Raw genomic sequence first — 18,019 nt, 5'->3', positions numbered from 1 at the left:
ATCGCTTTCCCCGTACGTCCCGTGGAAGGATGACCGAATCGGCCCACCCGTCACTTGACCAGCACCCCCGACGAGGCGCTACCGCGCCACACCCTTGAACGACGAGGAGATGACCGCGTGCCTGGCACAAACCTGACCCGCGAAGAGGCGCAGCAGCGGGCGAAGCTGCTCACCGTTGACTCGTACGAGATCGATCTCGACCTCTCCGGTGCGCAGGGTGGGGGTACCTCCCGCTCCAGCGAAGCCGAGAGCGGGGGAGGTACCTACCGGTCCGTGACCACGGTGCGTTTCGATGTCGCCGAACCCGGCGCGGAGTCCTTCATCGACCTGGTCGCCCCGACCGTCCACGAGGTCGCTCTCAACGGCGACCCCCTCGACCCCGCCGAGGTCTTCGCGGACTCCCGGATCGCGCTGCCCGGTCTGCTGGAGGGCCGCAACGTCCTGCGGGTGGTCGCCGACTGCGCGTACACCAACACCGGCGAGGGACTGCACCGGTTCGTCGACCCGGTCGACAACCAGGCCTATCTGTACACCCAGTTCGAGGTGCCGGACGCCCGCCGCGTCTTCGCGAGCTTCGAGCAGCCCGACCTCAAGGCCACCTTCCAGTTCACCGTGAAGGCGCCCGACGGCTGGACGGTCATCTCCAACTCGCCGACGCCCGAACCGAAGGACAACGTCTGGGAGTTCGAGCCGACGCCGCGGATCTCGTCGTACATCACCGCGCTGATCGTCGGCCCGTACCACTCGGTGCACAGCGTGTACGAGAAGGACGGCCAGTCGGTCCCGCTCGGCATCTACTGCCGCCCCTCGCTCGCCGAGCACCTCGACTCGGACGCCATCTTCGAGGTGACCCGGCAGGGCTTCGACTGGTTCCAGGAGAAGTTCGACTACGCGTACCCGTTCAAGAAGTACGACCAGCTGTTCGTGCCGGAGTTCAACGCGGGGGCGATGGAGAACGCGGGCGCGGTCACCATCCGCGACCAGTACGTCTTCCGGTCCAAGGTGACCGACGCCGCGTACGAGGTGCGCGCCGAGACGATCCTGCACGAGCTGGCGCACATGTGGTTCGGCGACCTGGTCACCATGGAGTGGTGGAACGACCTGTGGCTGAACGAGTCGTTCGCCACGTACACCTCCATCGCCTGCCAGGCGCACGCGCCGGGGAGCCGCTGGCCGCACTCCTGGACCACCTTCGCCAACTCCATGAAGACGTGGGCGTACCGCCAGGACCAGCTGCCGTCCACGCACCCGATCATGGCCGAGATCAACGACCTCGACGACGTTCTCGTCAACTTCGACGGCATCACGTACGCCAAGGGTGCCTCCGTACTGAAGCAGCTCGTCGCGTACGTCGGCATGGACGAGTTCTTCGCGGGCGTGCAGGCGTACTTCAAGGCGCACGCGTACGGCAACACGCGCCTTTCCGATCTGCTGGGCGCCCTGGAGGAGACCTCCGGGCGTGATTTGAAGGCCTGGTCGAAGGCGTGGCTGGAGACCGCCGGCATCAACATCCTGCGTCCGGAGATCGAGACGGACGCGCACGGCGTCATCACGTCCTTCGCGATCCGCCAGGAGGCCCCGGCCCTGCCGACGGGTGCGAGGGGTGAGCCGACGCTGCGTCCGCACCGGATCGCGGTCGGTCTGTACGAGCTCGACGAGGACAGCGGCAAGCTGGTGCGGGACGAGCGCGTCGAGCTGGACGTGGACGGCGAACTGACCGCCGTGCCGCAGCTGGTGGGCAAGCGCCGGGCGGCCGTGGTGCTGCTCAACGACGACGACCTGTCGTACGCGAAGGTCCGCCTCGACGAGCGGTCCCTCGCCTTCGTGACCGAGCACCTCGGCGACTTCGAGTCGTCCCTTCCGCGTGCGCTGTGCTGGGCGTCGGCGTGGGACATGACCCGGGACGCCGAGCTCCCGACCCGTGACTACCTGTCCCTGGTGCTGTCCGGCATCGGCAAGGAGTCCGACATCGGCGTCGTGCAGTCGCTGCACCGTCAGGTGAAGCTGGCGATCGAGCTGTACGCCGACCCGAGCGCCCGTGAGGCCCTGCTGACCCGCTGGACGGACGCCACGCTGGCGCACCTGCGCGCGGCGGCGCCGGGCAGCGACCACCAGCTGGCGTGGGCGCGCGCGTTCGCCGCGACCGCGCGGACGCCGGAGCAGCTCGATCTGCTGGACGCCCTGTTGGAGGGCACGCAGACGATCGAGGGCCTGACCGTCGACACCGAGCTGCGCTGGGCGTTCGTTCAGCGTCTGGCCGCGGTGGGCCGTTACGACGAGGCGGAGATCACCGGCGAGTACGAGCGCGACAAGACCGCCGCCGGTGAGCGGCACGCGGCCACCGCCCGGGCCGCCCGTCCGACCGAGGAGGCCAAGGCGGAGGCGTGGACGTCGGTCGTCGAGTCGGACAAGCTGCCGAACGCCGTGCAGGAGGCGGTCATCGGCGGCTTCGTCCAGACCGACCAGCGTGAGCTGCTCGCCCCGTACACGGAGAAGTTCTTCACCGTGGTCAAGGACATCTGGGACAACCGCTCGCACGAGATCGCCCAGCAGATCGCGGTCGGCCTCTACCCGTCGCTCCAGGTCTCGCCGGAGACCCTGCGCGCGACGGACGAGTGGCTGGCTTCCGCGGAGCCCAGCGCGGCCCTGCGGCGGCTGATCTCCGAGTCCCGCGCCGGGGTGGAACGCGCCCTGAAGGCGCAGGCGGCGGACGCGGTGACGGCCCGGTAGCAGTCGGCGGTAGTCGGCGTTATTCGGCAGTAGTCGGCAGTACGACGACGGGGGCGCCCGGTACCGGACCGGGCGCCCCCGTTGTCATGCCGCTCCCCCGCGCCCCGTAGGGCTCCGGGCAGCCGCCGCCGTCCGGGCTACCGCCGCGGCGCCGGCTGCGTCAGGTCCGCCGCGTCCTCACGGGGATTCGGTGCGGTGAAACTGAACGATCGAGCGGGTGTGCGCGGCCCCGACGCGCCGAGCTGCCCCGCCACCGTCGCCCCGAAGGCCAGCGCCATGCCCGCCAGTTGGACCGGGGTGAGCGCCTGTCCGAGCGCCGCCCAGCCGACCACCGCGGCGGTCAGCGGCGACAGCGGGCCGAGGAAGGTGACCTGGGTGGCGGTGAGCCGGCCGATGCCGCGGAACCAGAGCCAGTACGCGACCGCCGTGTTCGCCAGCGCCAGGTAGAGGTAGCCGCCGACCGCCCGGCCGTCCAGCGCGGGCGGCGCGCCCTCGACGAGGAGGGCGAGCGGGGCGATGAGCAGACCGCCCGCGGTGAGCTGCCAGGCGGTGAGCGTCAGCGGGCCCACGCCGTCCGGGCGGCCCCACCGCTTGGTCAGTACGGTGCCGGTCGACATCGAGGCGGTCGAGGCGAGGGCGGCCAGCACCCCGACGGGGTCGAGCGCGCCGGCCGCCTTCAGCACGACCAGACTCACCCCGAAGGCGGCGACGAACCCGGTGAGCACGCTGCGGGCGGTCGGCCGCTGTCCCAGCAGCAGCGCCGACAGGCCCACGACGAACAGCGGGCCGACCGATCCGACGACCGCCGCCATACCGCCCGGCATCCGGTACGCCGACAGGAACAGCAGCGGGAAGAAGGCGCCGATGTTCAGCGCCCCCAGCGCCGCCGCCTTGCCCCACCAGACACCGCGCGGCAGCACCCGGACGATCGTCAGCAGGACCAGCCCGGCGGGCAGGGCACGCATGAGGCCGGTGAACAGGGGACGTTCGGCCGGCAGGAACTCGGTGGTGACGGCGTAGGTGGTGCCCCAGGAGACGGGGGCGAGGGCGGTGAGCAGGACCGTGGTGGGCCGCTTCATGGCCGGCACCCTTTCCGGTAGGCAGCTTGACGGTAAGTAGCTTAGCTCTAAGCAACTTACAGTCAAGTTACTTTCTCATGGGTGACCGGAACCCGTGGAATGACGGATACTCGTCGTATGAGTGCACAGCGCAAGGACCCGGTCGACGCGATCATCGAGCAGTGGGCGACCGTGCGGCCCGACCTCGACACCGCCCCGATGGAGGTCTTCGGCCGGATCTACCGGCTGGCGCGCGCGATGGGCGACCGCGTGGAGAAGGCGTACGCCACCCTCGGCATCGCCCGCGGCGAGTTCGACGTCCTGGCCACCCTGCGCCGCTCCGGCGAGCCCTACACCCTCTCGCCCCGCCAGCTGTCGGCGACGCTCATGGTCACCACCGGCGGGATGACCGGCCGCCTGGACAAGCTGGAACGGGCGGGACTCCTACGCCGCTCCCCCGACCCGCACGACCGCCGGGGCCTGAAGGTGACGCTCACCGACACGGGCCTCGACCTGGTCGACCGGGCCGTGGGCGCCGGGCTGGCCATCCAGACTCAGGCCCTGTCCGCCCTGCCCACCGAACAGGCCGGGCAGCTGTCCGACCTGTTGCGGGACTTGCTGCTCTCGACGGAGACGGCGGAGAAGTAGGGCACTCGCCCATCGTGAACGGCTCAGCCGCGACGTGCGGACCAGGCCCCGGACATGCCGAAGGCGCCGGCCTCGTCCACGTACGGCTGGGTACGTGGACGGGGTCGGCGCCCCGGAGGAAGCGTGCGGGCGGCCGGAGCGAGGCTCGGGCTGCGACGCCTCGGTCAGACCTTCGACTCGGCCTCGGCCTTGGGCTTGGTCTTGATGTTGCGGGTGGTGACCCGGTGCGACTCGTGCGACTTGTCGAGGACCATGACCAGGCCCGCGATGACCCCGAACAGCACGAGGGGGGCCACGACGAAGAGGCCCAGCGTCTCGATGACGCTCAGGCCCGAGCCGGGGTCGTCGCCGTCGTCGCGGGTCACCGCGAGGGCGGGGGACGACATGAGCAGCATCATCAGCGTCGTTCCGGCAGCCAGGGCGCCGGCGCGCAGGGCGTTCTTCTTGTCCACGGTGCCAAAAGTACCGAACGCCGGTCGGGGGTGCTCGCCCGGGGTGCCGTACGAAGCGATCGGGGGCCGGGCGAGGCCGGTGCGCCGGAGGCGGGGGCCTGGTGGAGCGGCTGCCCGACGTGCGGCCGCATGGGGTGCGGCTGCCCGAGGTGAGGCCTCGTGGAGGGCGGCGGCCCGCCGGGCGCCCTCGGGCGGGCCGGTCACGAGGGGCGGCCTTCCGCCGACTCCCGCAGCGCCCGCACCAGCGCGCGCAGCCTCGGTGACGCCGCCAGCTCCTCCAGCGTCACCGGCCTGCCCTCCGCGTCCGCGATCGGCAGGCGCCAGTTCGGGTACTGGTCCCACGTTCCCGGGAGGTTCTGGGGGCGGCGGTCGCCCACGCCGTCCGGAAGCCAGATGCCGAGCATGCGGGCCGGGGTGCGCCCCAGGAAGCGGTGGACGGCCTCGATCTCGGCCTCCTCCGAGGACGGATCCGTGCCGCCGGTCGTGGCCTGGAGGAGGCCCAGGCGGGTGAGCTCGGCCAGCCAGTCGGCGATGTCGGCGGACGCCTCGGCCCGTTCCTCCTCCAAGGGGCGGGTCAGCAGGCCCAGGCTGTCGCGGAGTTCGACGTGTTCGCCGGTGAGGCGGGACGCGGTGGGCGGCAGGTCGTGGGTGGTCGCGGTGGCGAGGCAGTCGGCGCGCCAGCCGTCGGGCGGGAGGGGGCGGCCGTCGCCCTCCCAGTCCCGCTCGAACCACAGCACCGAGGTGCCCAGCACGCCCCGTTCGCGCAGCGCCTCGCGCACCCCGGGTTCCACCGTGCCGAGGTCCTCGCCGATGACGACGGCCCCGGCCCGCGAGGCCTCAAGGACCAGTACGGCGAGCATGGCCTCGGCGTCGTAGTGGACGTACGTACCCTCGGTCGGCGCCTCACCCAGCGGGACCCACCACAGCCGGAACAGGCCCATGACGTGGTCGATGCGCAGGGCGCCCGCGTAGCGGAACAAGGCCCGCAGCAGCTGCCGGAAGGGCGCGTAGCCGGACTCCGCCAGACGGTCGGGGCGCCAGGGTGGCAGCCCCCAGTCCTGGCCGCGCGCGTTGAAGGCGTCCGGGGGCGCGCCGACCGACATGCCGGCCGCGAAGTGCTCCTGCCCTGCCCAGGCGTCGGCGCCCCCGGGATGCACCCCGACCGCGAGGTCGTGGACGACCCCGACCGTCATGCCCGCCTCGCGGGCAGCGCGCTGGGCGGCGGCGAGCTGGGTGTCGGTGAGCCAGGCGAGACGGCGGTGGAAGTCGACACGGTCCGCCAACTCCCCGCGGGCGCGGGCCGTTTCGGCCGACCGCGGGTCACGCAGGCCGTCCGGCCACCGGTGCCAGTCGGAGCCGTGCACCTCGGCGAGGGCGTACCAGGTGGCGTGGTCCTCCAGGGCCTCGCCCTGCTCGGCGAGGTACTCGCGGTAGGCGGCGTCGCGGCCCGGCCCGAGTGGCACGTCCCGCACCAGCTCCAGCGCCTCCCGCTTGAGCTCCCACACGGCGTCCCGGTCGATCAGCGCGCCGCCCTCCAGTACCGAGGCGCGCAGCCGGTCGGCCCGCTCCAGCAGGGCGCGCGCTCGCTCACGGTCCTCGACATGGGCGTACTCGGGGATGTCCGCCACCCGCAGATGGACCGGGTCCGGGAAGCGGCGCGAGGAGGGGCGGTAGGGGGAGGGATCCGTGGGAGCGCCGGGCACGGCCGCGTGCAGCGGGTTGACCTGGACGAATCCGGCGCCGAGCGCGCGGCCGGCCCAGGAGGCCAGCTCGGTCAGGTCGCCGAGGTCGCCCATGCCCCAGGAGCGGCGGGAGAGGAGGGAGTAGAGCTGCACGAGCAGGCCGTACGAGCGTCCGGGGGGCGCGGGCAGTCGGGGCGGGGCGACGATCAGGTGGGCGTCGGCGGTGCGGCCGTCCGGGGCGGTCGCGGTCAACCGGTGTACTCCGGGCGGGAGTTGGTCGGTGTCGGTGCGGGTCTCGCCCTGTTCGGTGGTGATGCGCAGCCGGGTGCCGGCCGGGAGGGCGTCGAGGGCTTCGGGCGTGGCGCCCCTCCAGCCCACCACGGTCGGCGGCAGCAGCCGTGCGCGCAGTTCCTCTTCCCGGGCGGCGCGAGCGGCGCGGACCGCCTCGGGGCTGTCGGTGTCGACGCCCAGGGCGGCCAGGGCCCGGGTGACGGCGAGGGCCGAGGCCGTGACCGTACGGTCCGGGGACGGGCTGTAGGAGGTGGCGACGCCGTACAGCGCGGCGAGCCGGGACAGGTCCTCCGTGGACGGCTCGACCGGCCGGGGCTCCGTCATCTACCCCTCCGCGTAGGCATCGGACTCGCTGGTCAGGGGGGCGGCGTCGGCGAGCGGCGGCTCGCTGGTGAGGGGCTCGGCGTCAGGCAGGGGCGGTTCGCTGGTGAGAGGGGCCTCGACACAGGCGCCCTCGGCGCTGAACACGCAGAAGTGGAGGTCGGATGCGGCGGACGACTCCGCCCCGGACGGGACGGACAGGGCGGAGGGGTCCGCCTCGGGTTTGGAGAGGGGCCGGAGCAGAACGGGTGCGGATGTGGCCACGGGGGCCTCCTTGTCGAGTACGACTGGCGGATACCGCAGCCCTACCCCGTGGTCGCGACGGCAGACGTATCCGAGGGGACAACGTGCCTCTCCTCACATCCCTTTCCGGTGCGGTATTCCCAGACTGGGACAAACCACACATGACGCATTCTGGCTCCCTGCCGGGCATGTCCGCCAGGGCGCGGGGGCGCGAAGGGACGGCGCGCCGCGTGAACCGTGCGGCCCGAGGCTGCCGATAGACGTGGTGTGAGACTGTTCCGCCCCATGGGGGGCCACCGGGAGAAGGACGCAGGGGACGCGGAGGGCTCCGATGCGGCGCTGTTGCGGGCGGTCGCGGGTGGGGACTCGGCGGCGATGGCCGCGCTGTACGACCGGCACGCGGGGTGGCTGCACGCCCGGCTGACCCGGCGTTGCGCGGATCCCGAGGTCGTGCGGGAGGTGGTGCAGGACACCTTCGTGGCCGTGTGGCGGTCGGCGGCGGGGCATCGTGGCGAGGAGGCCGGCGGCTGGCTGTGGACGATCGCCGCGCGCCGTCTGGTCGACGCGCGTCGGGCGCAGGAGCGGGTGTCGCGGCTGGCGACGACGCCGATGAACTCACCGGCGGACGAGGCGGGCGCCGGGCCGTCGGTGCCGTCCGCGGAGGACCGGGTGCTGGCGGCGCTGGAGTACGGCGACGTGGGCACCGCCCTCGACCGGATCTCGCCCGAGCTGCGCGAGGTGCTGCGCGCCACGGTCGTCGACGGCCTGACCACCCGCGAGACGGCCCGGCTGCTCGGCATCCCGGAGGGCACCGTGAAGTCCCGCGCGAGGCGCGCCCGCGCCGAACTCCGCACGGCTCTGGCCCAGTTGAACCCGTCGCCGATGGGAGGCCCGGCATGACCGGCTGGCACGCGTCCGACGACCTCGTCACCCGCTACGGCGACGGTTCCCTCCCGGAACCGGACGCCTGGTCCCTGGAGAAGCACCTCGAAACCTGCGGCCGGTGCGCCACCCGGGTGTCCCGGGCGGTACGCGAGACGGCGGCGGGAGCGGCCCTCGCGCAGGTACGGGAAGCGGTCCTGGCAGCCGCGCCCGCCCTGCCGACCACGGCATCGCCGACCACGGCATCGCCGACCACGACTCGGCCTCGACCCCGCGCCCGCCCTCTCGCTCTCCCCTCCCCCCGCCCCCGCCTCGCCCACCTGCTCTGGGCCGCCGGGCCCGCCGTGCGCGGGGCCTGGCTGCCCGCCGTGCTGCTGGTGGCCTGCGGTGCCGTGGCGCTCGCGCACGGGGCCGACATCACCGGCGTACGGCCTCTGCTGCTGGCGTTCGCCCCCGTCGTGCCGGTCGCCGGGGTGGCCCTGTCCTACGGGGCGCACGCCGACCCGCTGCACGAGATCGCCGCTTCGACACCGTCCGCCGGGTTGCGGCTGGTGCTGACGCGGACGGCGGCCGTGCTGGCGGTGAGCGTGCCGCTGCTGACGCTGGCCGGGCTGCTGGTGCCGTCCGCGAACGCCCCGGGCGCCGCCGCCTGGCTGCTGCCGGGGCTGGCGCTGACGCTGGCCTCGCTGGCCCTGGCCGGGTATGTCGGCGTCCGTGCCGCGACGGCCCTGACCGGCGGCGGCTGGCTGTGCGCCGTACTCGTTCCGGTGCTCGCCGCGCCCGGCGGGCGGTTGACGGCCCGGCTGGCCGAGCAGCTCCAGTACTGCCTCGACGGCGCCCCGGCGCAGGGCGGCTGGGCCGCGGCGGCCGTCCTGTCCGCCGCCCTGCTGGCGGCTCGGCGGCCCGCCTACGACCGCTTGGACCAGCGTTGAGCGCAGCTGGCTCGGCCCACACGGCTACGCGCGCACGGATTGTGTCCGCCTCCCACCCACCCCTGGAGAACCGTTGAGCACGATACGAGTGACCGGTCTGCACGTCCGGCACCGCAGAACCGTCGCCCTCGACTCGGTGGACCTCGACTTCGGTCCCGGCGTGCACGGCCTGCTGGGTCCGAACGGCGCCGGCAAGACCTCGCTGATCCGGGTCCTCGCCACGGTCGCCGCGCCGAGCGGCGGCCGGGTGGAGCTGCTCGGGGACGACGTCAGCGAGCACCGCGAGCGGGCCGCGGTGCGGCGGCGGCTGGGGTATCTGCCGCAGGAGTTCGGCTACTACCCGGGCTTCACGGTGCGGGAGTTCGTCGCCTACGTGGCCTGGCTGAAGGAGATGCCCGTCGCCGAGGTCCCGGCCGCCGTCGAACGGGCCGTCACCCGGGTCGGTCTCGCCGACCGTGTCGACGCGAAGGTGAAGACGCTGTCCGGCGGCATGGTGCGCCGCGTCGGCATCGCGCAGGCCATCGTCAACGAGCCCGACGTGCTGCTGCTCGACGAACCGACCGCGGGGCTCGATCCGGAACAGCGGGTGGAGTTCCGGGAGCTGCTGCGCGAGCTGGGCGGTTCGTCCACCGTCATCGTCTCCACCCACCTGGTCGAGGACGTGATGGCGGCCTGCACGGAGGTCACCCTTCTCGAGTCGGGCCGGGTCGCCTACCGCGGCACGCCCGAGTCGCTGAGCGCGCTCGGCGATGCGGCCGACGGTGTCGGCGACAACCCGATCGAACGCGGCTACACGGCGGCGCTGCGCGCCCACCGCGCGTTTGGCGTCGATGCCTCCGCGCTGGAAGGGACGTCCCGATGACCCTCGTGACAGAAAGGCGACGGGAAATCGCGCCGCGCCCGCACCACCCTCTGCGCGCCGAGGTGGTCCGCGGTTTCGGCCCGTGGGCCGGTGCCGCCGTCCTGTTGACGGTCGCGGTCGCACTGGGGGCCAACGCCGATCAGTGGCAGGGGGGCTGGGCCGAGACGCGCGAGCAGTTGCACGTGGCCGCGGGGCTGCTCGGGGTGCCGCTGGCGCTGGCCGCGGGCTGCTGGCACGGCGGTCGCGAAGGCAGACGCCGTACCGAGGAGCTGCTGGCGTCGGCCGCGCGCGGCCCGCTCGCCCGGCTGCTGGCGTCGGGGCTGCCGCTGGTGCTGTGGGTGGTCGGGGGTTACACGGCGGCGGCCGTTCTCTCGCTGCTCGCCACCTGGTACCGCGCCACGGGCGACAGTCCGTACCTGGTCGCGTTCCTGACGGACACGGTCGTGTTGGCGTCGGCGGTCGTGGGGGGCCAGGTGGTGGGACGAATGGTCGCCTGGCGGCTCGCCGCACCGCTGCTAGCGGTGGCGGGGTACGTCGTCATCGGCGTGCTCTCGTACGGCAGCGGCAACAACTCCTACGCGCCCCTGTCGCCGGTCGTCGGCGGTATGACCGACTCCGTTCCGGTGTGGTGGCAGCCACTGGCGATGGCGGCGTGGGCTGGCGGTCTCGCGGGCGCTGCCGTCCTGGCGTACGCGGCCCGTCGCCGGGCCTTCGCCCTGCTGCCGCTGGCCGCCGCGATCGCCGCGGGCACACTGCTGGTGCAGACCGGGGAGGACGGCCTGTGGCACACCGGTCCACTCGCCCGCCGCCAGGTGTGCCATACCTCCACCACTCCGCAGATCTGTGTGAACGCCCGCTTCGAGAAGCTTCTGCCACAGGTCACGGACGCCCTGTCCGGCCTCACCGGCCGGCTGGAGGGCGTACGGAATCTGCCGGTGCGGTTCGAGGACAGGGCGGGCCGGCCGGCCCGGGACGAGGTGGAGCTGCCGATGCTCGCGCCGATCGGCTGGTCCGTCGTACGGGGTGAACTCACCGATCCGCAGCAGTACGCGTGGGAGGCCGGGATGATGCTCACCGGCCGGAGCGACTGCGACAGGCCCGACCCGCGCTGGGACCCGGTCGACAACGCCGTGGAGCACTACCTGGCACCCAGCCCGCAGGAGAAGTTCTTCGACGAACAGGACGCCACGAGCGGCCCGGCCGACCGTGCCCGGCTCAAGGCCCGTCTCGATGCCCGCACCCGGCTGGAGACGATGGGCGAGCGGAAGCGCCGTGCCTGGCTTTCGGAGTACTTCGCGACGACGGACCGGTGCGACGCGAAGGGGATGCCGACACTGTGAGCGCCTTCTTGCCCCTCCGCGCCCGCGCGCACTCCGGCACCGCGCTCCACGGCCCGCTTCTCTACGCCCGCTCGCGTGCCGTTCCGCGCGCCCTCGCCGTGCTTCTGGCCACTGCCGTCCTCGCCGTGTGGGCGGCGGACGGCCTGGACGCCTACGTCGATCCGGAGCGGCGGGTGCCGGTGGTGGCGCTGGCCCCGCTGTTCGCCGCCGCGGTGATCGGGGCGAGCCTGTACTCGGCGTCCGAGGAGCTGGACCGTACGGCGGTCAGCCCCTGGTGGCGGCGCCGCCTGGTCCACCTCCTGGCGCTGACCGCGCTCACCGCGGCCCTGCTGTCCGTGGCGGTGCTCGGCCACACCTCCGTGTTCGGTCCCCCCGCGATGATCCGCAACACGCTCGGCAGCACGGGCCTGACCGCGGCGGCGGCCGCCCTGCTCGGCGCCCGGCTGAGCTGGCTGCCGGCCTTCGGCTATGTCAGCGCGGTGTACCTGGGGTCGGCCGGTGCGCACGGCCGCGCCGGCACGGTGTGGGCGTGGCCGGTGCAGCCGGGCGACGGGACGGGCGCGTGGACGGCGGCGGCGGTCGTCTTCGTCGTGGGCGGGACGCTGTACGTCGTGCGGGGCGCGCGGGCGGGGACCGGGCGCCCCTGAGGGGTGGCGCACTGCGACGGGCCCCGCGCCGGTGACGGAACCGACCGCGTCCGGCATGGGGCCCTGGCGGTCACCCGGGGTCACCAGGTGGCCCCGGGTACACAAAAGCCCGGATCGTGGTCAGGCGGAGATGCCGTCGATCCGGGCCATGGCGTCGTCAGCGCCGTACGGTTGCAAGTAGGGCAACCAGCGCGGGTCCCGGTGGCCGGTCCCGATGATGCGCCAGGCCAGGCCCGTGGGCGGGGCGGGTTTGTGGCGCAGCCGCCAGCCGATCTCGACGAGATGGCGGTCGGCCTTGACGTGGTTGCAGCGACGGCAGGACGCGACGACGTTGTCCCAGACGTGCTTGCCCCCGCGACTGCGCGGGATGACGTGGTCGACGCTGGTTGCGACGCCACCGCAGTACATGCACCGGCCCCCGTCACGGGCGAAGAGAGCCCGCCGGGTGAGAGGAACGGGCCCCCGGTAGGGAACCCGTACGAATCGCTTGAGCCGGACCACGCTGGGTGCGGGGACTGTGACGGTCGCGCTGTGCATGAAGGCGCCGGACTCCTCAAGGCACACGGCCTTGTTCTCCAGAACGAGAATGAGCGCGCGGCGGAGCGGTACGACGCCGAGAGGCTCGTACGACGCGTTCAGGACCAGGACATGCGGCACGGATGGCCTCCTTGGACGCCGGCGGCGCGTGGCTCGCGCCGGGACGATTCGTTAGTCAGTCTCCCCTCATGCCTGGTGGAAGCGCCACCATGTCCCGGTAACGGGCTGGGAGTGTTTTCGACCACATCTGGTACATCCCCAGAATCACGAACGGTTCATCCCACCTGTTCATCCCCAGGTGGGCACGTTCTCTCCCCCGAACATCGCAACGATCCACACACGATGCCCCGATAGTGTGGTGGGTCTGCCCCGCCGGTGACCTTTTCGTGACCTCGAACACGACGTACGACCAGGACGTACGACCCTGACCGCGACCGGAGGGGCGGACCGCCGCACTGGAGGTACCTGCCGTGTCCTTGTCCGCCGTCCTACTGGCCGCCAGTCCGTCGCCGTCCCCCTCCGGGACGCCGACCGCTCCGGTGGTGCCGTCTCTCCAGGACGCCCAGGAGAGCGCGACGAACGCCGCCAGCTGGGTCCAGCAGAACTGGTCCACATGGCTGGCGATCGGACTGAGAGTCCTGCTGATCCTGGTGATAGCGGCAGTGCTGCGCGCCGCGGTGCGGCGGGCCATCACCAAGCTGATAGACCGGATGAACCGCTCGGTGAACCCGGTCGACGGCAGCGCGCTCGGCGGTCTGCTGGTGAACGTGGAGCGCCGCCGCCAGCGGTCCCAGGCGATCGGTTCGGTCCTGCGCTCGGTGGCCAGCTTCCTGATCCTGGGGACCGCGGCGCTGATGATCCTCAGCGCCTTCGAGATCAACCTCGCCCCGCTGCTGGCGTCCGCCGGTGTGGCCGGTGTGGCGATCGGTTTCGGCGCCCGGAACCTGGTGACGGACTTCCTCTCCGGCGTCTTCATGATCCTGGAGGACCAGTACGGCGTCGGCGACACCATCGACGCGGGGGTCGCCTCCGGCGAGGTCATCGAGGTCGGCCTGCGGGTGACGAAGTTGCGCGGCGACAACGGCGAGATCTGGTACGTCCGCAACGGCGAGGTCAAGCGCATCGGCAACCTGTCCCAGGGCTGGGCGACGGCCGGGGTGGATGTGACCGTCCGCCCGAACGAGGACCTGGACAAGGTGCGCCGGACCCTCAACGAGGTCAGCGAGAAGATGAGCAAGGAAGAGCCCTGGAACGAGCTCCTGTGGGGCCCGATCGAGGTCCTCGGCCTGGACAGCGTCCTGCTCGACTCGATGGTCGTGCGCGTCTCCGCCAAGACCATGCCGGGCAAGGCCCTCACCGTCGAACGTGAGCTGCGCTGGCGCATCAAGCGGGCCTTCGACGCGGCGGACATCCCGATCGTGGGCGGCGCGGCCGTCCTGGTCCAGGACGAGGCTGCCGCCGACGCGACGGCCGCGGTGGCGGCCCCCTCGGTGTACGCCAACACGACGTCTCCGCAGGCGGAGGCGGCGTCCCCGATCGTCCAGCCGCGGCCGACGCCGAAGTAACCGCAGCAGTCACAGGAACCGAAGCCGGGGCACGCCACGCCCCCCTCACCTCACGCTCACCCCCAGCCGCCGCCCCCGCAGGTAACGACTCCGTTGCCGCGGGGGCTCTCTCTTGACGACTCCTCGACACCGGGCCTATGGTCCAGGCCATCAGATAGGAAACCTTCCTAACAGTCATCGCCGGATGGACTTCCCGGCTCGATCACTGGGAAGCTGTACGGCCGAGAGGCAGGTGTCGACCCCATGGCAGGAATCGCCGGTACGCCGGGCACCCCGCGCGTCCTGCGCGCCATGAACGACCGTGCCGCGCTGGACCTGCTGCTGGAGCACGGGCCGCTGTCCCGCACCCGGATCGGCAAGCTCACCGGCCTGTCCAAGCCGACCGCCTCCCAACTGCTGGCCCGACTGGAGTCCTCGGGGCTGGTCCTGGCGACCGGCACCACCGAGGGCCGCCCGGGCCCCGGCGCCCAGCTCTACGAGGTCAACCCGGCCGCCGCGTACGCCGCCGGACTCGACGTCACCCCGGAGCGCATCCTGGCCGCCGTCGCCGACGTCACCGGCCGGACGGTGGGCACGCACGAGCTGCTCACCCCCGGCAGGCGGTCGGCGAAGTCCGTCGTCCGGCAGGTCACCGACGCCCTCGACGGCGCGGTCAAGGCTGCCGGACTCGCCCGCGACGAGCTGCACCGCCTCGTCATCGGCACCCCCGGCGCCTTCGACCCGGGCACCGGCCGGCTGCGCTACGCCTCCCACCTCCCCGGCTGGCACTCCCCCACGCTGCTCGACGAACTGGCCGCGGCGCTGCCGATGCCGGTGGAGTACGAGAACGACGTCAATCTCGTCGCCGTCGCCGAGCAGCGGCTCGGTGCGGCGCGCGGGTACGGCGACTTCGTGCTGCTCTGGAGCGAGGGCGGCCTCGGTGCCGCCCTGGTCCTCGGCGGGCGGCTGCACCGGGGCTGGACCGGCGGCGCCGGCGAGGTCGGTTTCCTGCCGGTGCCGGGCACCCCCCTGGTCCGCCAGGTGGCCAAGGCCAACAGCGGCGGCTACCAGGAACTGGCCGGCTCGCAGGCGATCCCCCGGCTGGCCCGTGAACTCGGCGTCCAGGACATCCCCTCGGGCCCCTACCCCGAGGTCGCCGCCGCTCTCGTGACCCGTGCCGCGGCGGCCGACGACGACCTGAACCGGCGTCTGCTGCAGACCTACGCGACGAACCTCGCCACCGGTCTGGCCTCGCTCGTCTCCGTCCTCGACCCCGAACTCGTCGTCCTCAGCGGGGCCTCGCTCACCTCGGGCGGGGAGCCCCTGCGCGCCCTGGTCCAGGCCGAACTGGAGGAGCTGGCCGCACCCCGGCCCCGGCTCGTCGTGGGCGACGTCCGCGAACACCCCGTACTGCGCGGCGCGCTGGAGAGCGCGCTCGCGACGACCCGCGACGAGGTCTTCGACACCTCGCGCTGAACCGCGTCACCCCCCTCGCACCACCACCATCACCTCGCCCTGGCCCTAGGGAGTTCTCGTCATGCCCACAACCATCCCCACGGTCGCCCGAAATGCGGCCTTCGCCCTCACCGCGTCCCTCGCTCTCCTGACCACGGCCTGCACGGGCCAGTCCGCCTCCACGGCCTCCGACGACGCCTCCAAGGACACGACCATCACCTTCTGGCACGCCTGGAGCGCGCCGAACGAGGTGAAGGGCGTGAAGGCGCTGATCGCCGGCTTCGAGAAGACCCACCCCAACATCCATGTGAACGTCGTCGGCAACATGACCGATGACAAGATCAACCAGGCGCTGCGCGCGGGCGGCAGCAAGGCGCCCGACGTGATCTCGTCGTTCACCACCAACGGCGTCGGGAAGTTCTGCTCGTCGGGCGCGCTGGTCGACCTCAACCCGCTCTTCAAGAAGGCGAACATCGACCCGGCGACCACCTTCCCGAAGGCGATGGGCGAGTACACCCAGTACGACGGCAACCGCTGCGCCGCCCCGCTGCTGGGCGACGCCTACGGCCTCTACTACAACAAGACCGCGTTCAAGAAGGCCGGCATCGCCGCCCCGCCCAAGACCTGGTCCGAGTTCGAGTCCGACGCCAAGAAGCTGACGATCACTCAGGGCGACACGTACAAGCAGCTCGGTTTCATGCCGGACTACCACGGCTGGGAGACCACGACCGAGCACTACATGGGCCAGTTCTCGCCGACGTACTTCGACAAGAGCGGCAAGTCGACGGTCGCCACCGACCCGGCCGTCACCGACGCCTTCACCCTCCAGAAGAAGCTGGTCGACGACCTCGGCGGCTTCAAGAAGCTGGAGAAGTTCCGTTCCGGCCTCGGGGACGAGTGGGGACCCAAGCACCCCTTCCAGACCGGCCAGGTCGCCATGCAGCTCGACGGCGAGTGGCGCCTGGGCATGGCCATGGACGCCAAGCCCGACTTCGAGATCGGCGTCGCCCCGCTGCCCGTCCCGGACGACCAGGCCGACCAGTACGGCAAGGGCTACATCACCGGCACCATCGCGGGCATCGCCGCCACCAGCCAGAAGCAGAACGCGGCCTGGGAGCTGCTGAAGTACATCACCACGGACACGGACGCGGTGGTCGGCTTCTCCAACGCCATCCACAACGTCCCCTCCACCCTCGAGGCCCTGAAGTCCCCGAAGCTGAAGTACGACCCGCGTTTCAAGACCTTCCTCGACATCGCCGCGAACCCGCACTCCACCACCTCCCCGGCCTCGGTCAACGGCGGCGTCTACCTCACCACCATCCAGGAGCTCGGCTACGACTACGAGAGCGGCAAGGTGACCGACCTCAAGGCCGGCCTGAAGAAGGCCGCCGCGCAGATCGACACGGACATCGCGCAGGCGAAGTAGTCATGGCCCTCCACATGTCGCGGGCGACGCGGCCCCCCGGCCTCGTCGCGAAACAGCGGAAACAGGCGCTGCGCACCCTCGCCTTCCTCTCGCCCTGGTTGATCGGCTTCGCGGTGTTCTTCGCGTACCCGATGCTCTCGACGGTCTACTTCTCGTTCATGCACTACGACGGCTTCAAGCCGCCGACCTGGAGCGGGACGAAGAACTGGACCTACGTCTTCGAGCACTACCCCTTCTTCTGGCCCGCCCTGCGCAACACGCTGTGGCTGGTGGTCATCATGGTGACCCTCCGTGTCCTGTTCGGGCTCGGGATCGGCATGCTCATCACGAAGATCAAGACGGGTACGGGCGTCTTCCGCACCCTCTTCTACCTGCCCTACCTCGCCCCGCCGGTGGCCGCGACCATGGCGTTCGCGTTCCTCCTCAACCCCGGCACGGGACCCGTCAACTCCATCCTGGAGAAGATCGGCATCCCGGCACCGGGCTGGTTCAACGACCCCACCTGGTCCAAGCCGGCCCTCACCCTGCTCGCTTTGTGGGGCGTCGGCGACCTGATGGTGATCTTCATGGCCGCGCTGCTCGACGTACCGAGGGAGCAGTACGAGGCGGCCGAGCTGGACGGCGCGTCGGCGTGGCAGCGGTTCAGGTACGTCACGCTGCCGAACATCTCGCCGATCATCATGTTCGCCGTCGTCACCGGCGTCATCGCGGCGATGCAGTACTACACCCAGCCACTCGTCGCCGGAAAGGTCGCCTCGGGCGTGATCCAGGGCGCGGGCACCATGTTCGAGCCGGGCTACCCGGAGCACTCCACACTCACCCTCCCCCAACTCGTCTACAACCTCGGCTTCCAGCGCTTCGACTACGGCTCCGCCTGTGTCGTCGCCCTGGTCCTGTTCGCCCTGTCCATGGCGTTCACCGCGCTGTTGATGCGGCGCCGGGGCGGCCTCATCCAGGCAGGTGACTGAC

At 72.0% G+C, this 18,019-nt stretch carries 16 protein-coding genes; 11 read left to right on the top strand and 5 right to left on the bottom strand.

The annotated features are described in order from the left end of the window. Positions 1-117: 117 nt before the first annotated feature. Positions 118-2,730: an aminopeptidase N gene (gene pepN, locus ACFYRY_RS09005; protein ID WP_389141721.1), complete on the top strand. Its 2,613-nt coding sequence runs from the start codon at positions 118-120 to the stop codon at positions 2,728-2,730. Between the two features lie 137 nt (positions 2,731-2,867). On the opposite strand, the gene ACFYRY_RS09000 is transcribed toward pepN, so the two are convergent. Beyond that, positions 2,868-3,809, bottom strand: coding sequence for an EamA family transporter (locus ACFYRY_RS09000; RefSeq protein ID WP_389141719.1), 942 nt, complete (start codon positions 3,807-3,809; stop codon positions 2,868-2,870). Between the two features lie 117 nt (positions 3,810-3,926). Here ACFYRY_RS09000 and ACFYRY_RS08995 point away from each other — a divergent pair, with 117 nt between their 5' ends. After that, positions 3,927-4,436 carry a MarR family winged helix-turn-helix transcriptional regulator gene (locus tag ACFYRY_RS08995; protein ID WP_389141717.1) on the top strand — a complete coding sequence of 170 codons (510 nt, stop codon included), beginning with the start codon at positions 3,927-3,929 and terminating at the stop codon, positions 4,434-4,436. A gap of 164 nt (positions 4,437-4,600) precedes the next feature. On the opposite strand, the gene ACFYRY_RS08990 is transcribed toward ACFYRY_RS08995, so the two are convergent. From ACFYRY_RS08990 to ACFYRY_RS08980, 3 genes are all read right to left on the bottom strand, one after another. Further along, positions 4,601-4,888 (bottom strand): hypothetical protein, encoded by a 288-nt coding sequence (locus tag ACFYRY_RS08990; RefSeq protein WP_389141715.1) that lies wholly within the window; start codon positions 4,886-4,888, stop codon positions 4,601-4,603. Positions 4,889-5,088: 200 nt separating this feature from the next. After that, entirely contained in the window at positions 5,089-7,185 is a 2,097-nt protein-coding gene (malQ, locus tag ACFYRY_RS08985) for a 4-alpha-glucanotransferase (RefSeq protein ID WP_389141713.1), read from the bottom strand. Continuing rightward, positions 7,186-7,383 carry a hypothetical protein gene (locus ACFYRY_RS08980; protein ID WP_389143681.1) on the bottom strand — a complete coding sequence of 66 codons (198 nt, stop codon included), beginning with the start codon at positions 7,381-7,383 and terminating at the stop codon, positions 7,186-7,188. A gap of 327 nt (positions 7,384-7,710) precedes the next feature. On the opposite strand from ACFYRY_RS08980, the gene ACFYRY_RS08975 reads away from it, so the two are divergent. The 5 genes from ACFYRY_RS08975 (at position 7,711) to ACFYRY_RS08955 (ending at position 12,088) form a co-directional block, all read left to right on the top strand. Next, positions 7,711-8,325 (top strand): RNA polymerase sigma factor, encoded by a 615-nt coding sequence (locus ACFYRY_RS08975; protein ID WP_389143678.1) that lies wholly within the window; start codon positions 7,711-7,713, stop codon positions 8,323-8,325. Continuing rightward, positions 8,322-9,239 (top strand): zf-HC2 domain-containing protein, encoded by a 918-nt coding sequence (locus ACFYRY_RS08970; protein ID WP_389141711.1) that lies wholly within the window; start codon positions 8,322-8,324, stop codon positions 9,237-9,239. The genes ACFYRY_RS08975 and ACFYRY_RS08970 overlap by 4 nt, the downstream gene beginning before the upstream one ends. Positions 9,240-9,312: 73 nt before the next feature. Further along, positions 9,313-10,101 carry an ABC transporter ATP-binding protein gene (locus ACFYRY_RS08965; protein WP_389141709.1) on the top strand — a complete coding sequence of 263 codons (789 nt, stop codon included), beginning with the start codon at positions 9,313-9,315 and terminating at the stop codon, positions 10,099-10,101. Continuing rightward, positions 10,098-11,441: a hypothetical protein gene (locus ACFYRY_RS08960; RefSeq protein WP_389141707.1), complete on the top strand. Its 1,344-nt coding sequence runs from the start codon at positions 10,098-10,100 to the stop codon at positions 11,439-11,441. Before ACFYRY_RS08965 ends, ACFYRY_RS08960 begins: the two co-directional genes overlap by 4 nt. After that, positions 11,438-12,088: a hypothetical protein gene (locus ACFYRY_RS08955; RefSeq protein WP_389141705.1), complete on the top strand. Its 651-nt coding sequence runs from the start codon at positions 11,438-11,440 to the stop codon at positions 12,086-12,088. The genes ACFYRY_RS08960 and ACFYRY_RS08955 overlap by 4 nt, the downstream gene beginning before the upstream one ends. Positions 12,089-12,208: 120 nt before the next feature. On the opposite strand, the gene ACFYRY_RS08950 is transcribed toward ACFYRY_RS08955, so the two are convergent. Continuing rightward, complete coding sequence (locus tag ACFYRY_RS08950; RefSeq protein WP_356771207.1) at positions 12,209-12,745, bottom strand: HNH endonuclease; 537 nt, start codon at positions 12,743-12,745, stop codon at positions 12,209-12,211. A 350-nt stretch (positions 12,746-13,095) separates the two neighbouring features. Here ACFYRY_RS08950 and ACFYRY_RS08945 point away from each other — a divergent pair, with 350 nt between their 5' ends. From ACFYRY_RS08945 to ACFYRY_RS08930, 4 genes are all read left to right on the top strand, one after another. Then, positions 13,096-14,190, top strand: coding sequence for a mechanosensitive ion channel family protein (locus ACFYRY_RS08945; RefSeq protein ID WP_389141703.1), 1,095 nt, complete (start codon positions 13,096-13,098; stop codon positions 14,188-14,190). A 243-nt stretch (positions 14,191-14,433) separates the two neighbouring features. After that, the gene (locus tag ACFYRY_RS08940; protein ID WP_389141701.1) at positions 14,434-15,645 is read left to right on the top strand and encodes an ROK family protein; all 1,212 of its coding nucleotides are present in this window, start codon (positions 14,434-14,436) and stop codon (positions 15,643-15,645) included. A 61-nt stretch (positions 15,646-15,706) separates the two neighbouring features. Next, positions 15,707-17,050, top strand: a complete 1,344-nt coding sequence (locus ACFYRY_RS08935; protein ID WP_389141699.1) for an ABC transporter substrate-binding protein — start codon at positions 15,707-15,709, stop codon at positions 17,048-17,050. 2 nt (positions 17,051-17,052) lie between these two features. Continuing rightward, on the top strand, positions 17,053-18,018 hold the full coding sequence (locus tag ACFYRY_RS08930) for a carbohydrate ABC transporter permease (RefSeq protein WP_389141697.1): 966 nt from the start codon (positions 17,053-17,055) through the stop codon (positions 18,016-18,018). The last annotated feature ends 1 nt before the right edge of the window (position 18,019 follow it).

Origin of the sequence: Streptomyces sp. NPDC005263, from assembly GCF_042872365.1 — a bacterium.
Classification (GTDB): Bacteria; Actinomycetota; Actinomycetes; order Streptomycetales; family Streptomycetaceae; genus Streptomyces.
The sequence above is the reverse complement of the archived record's forward strand: the minus strand, read 5'-3'. Positions and strand labels throughout refer to the sequence as shown.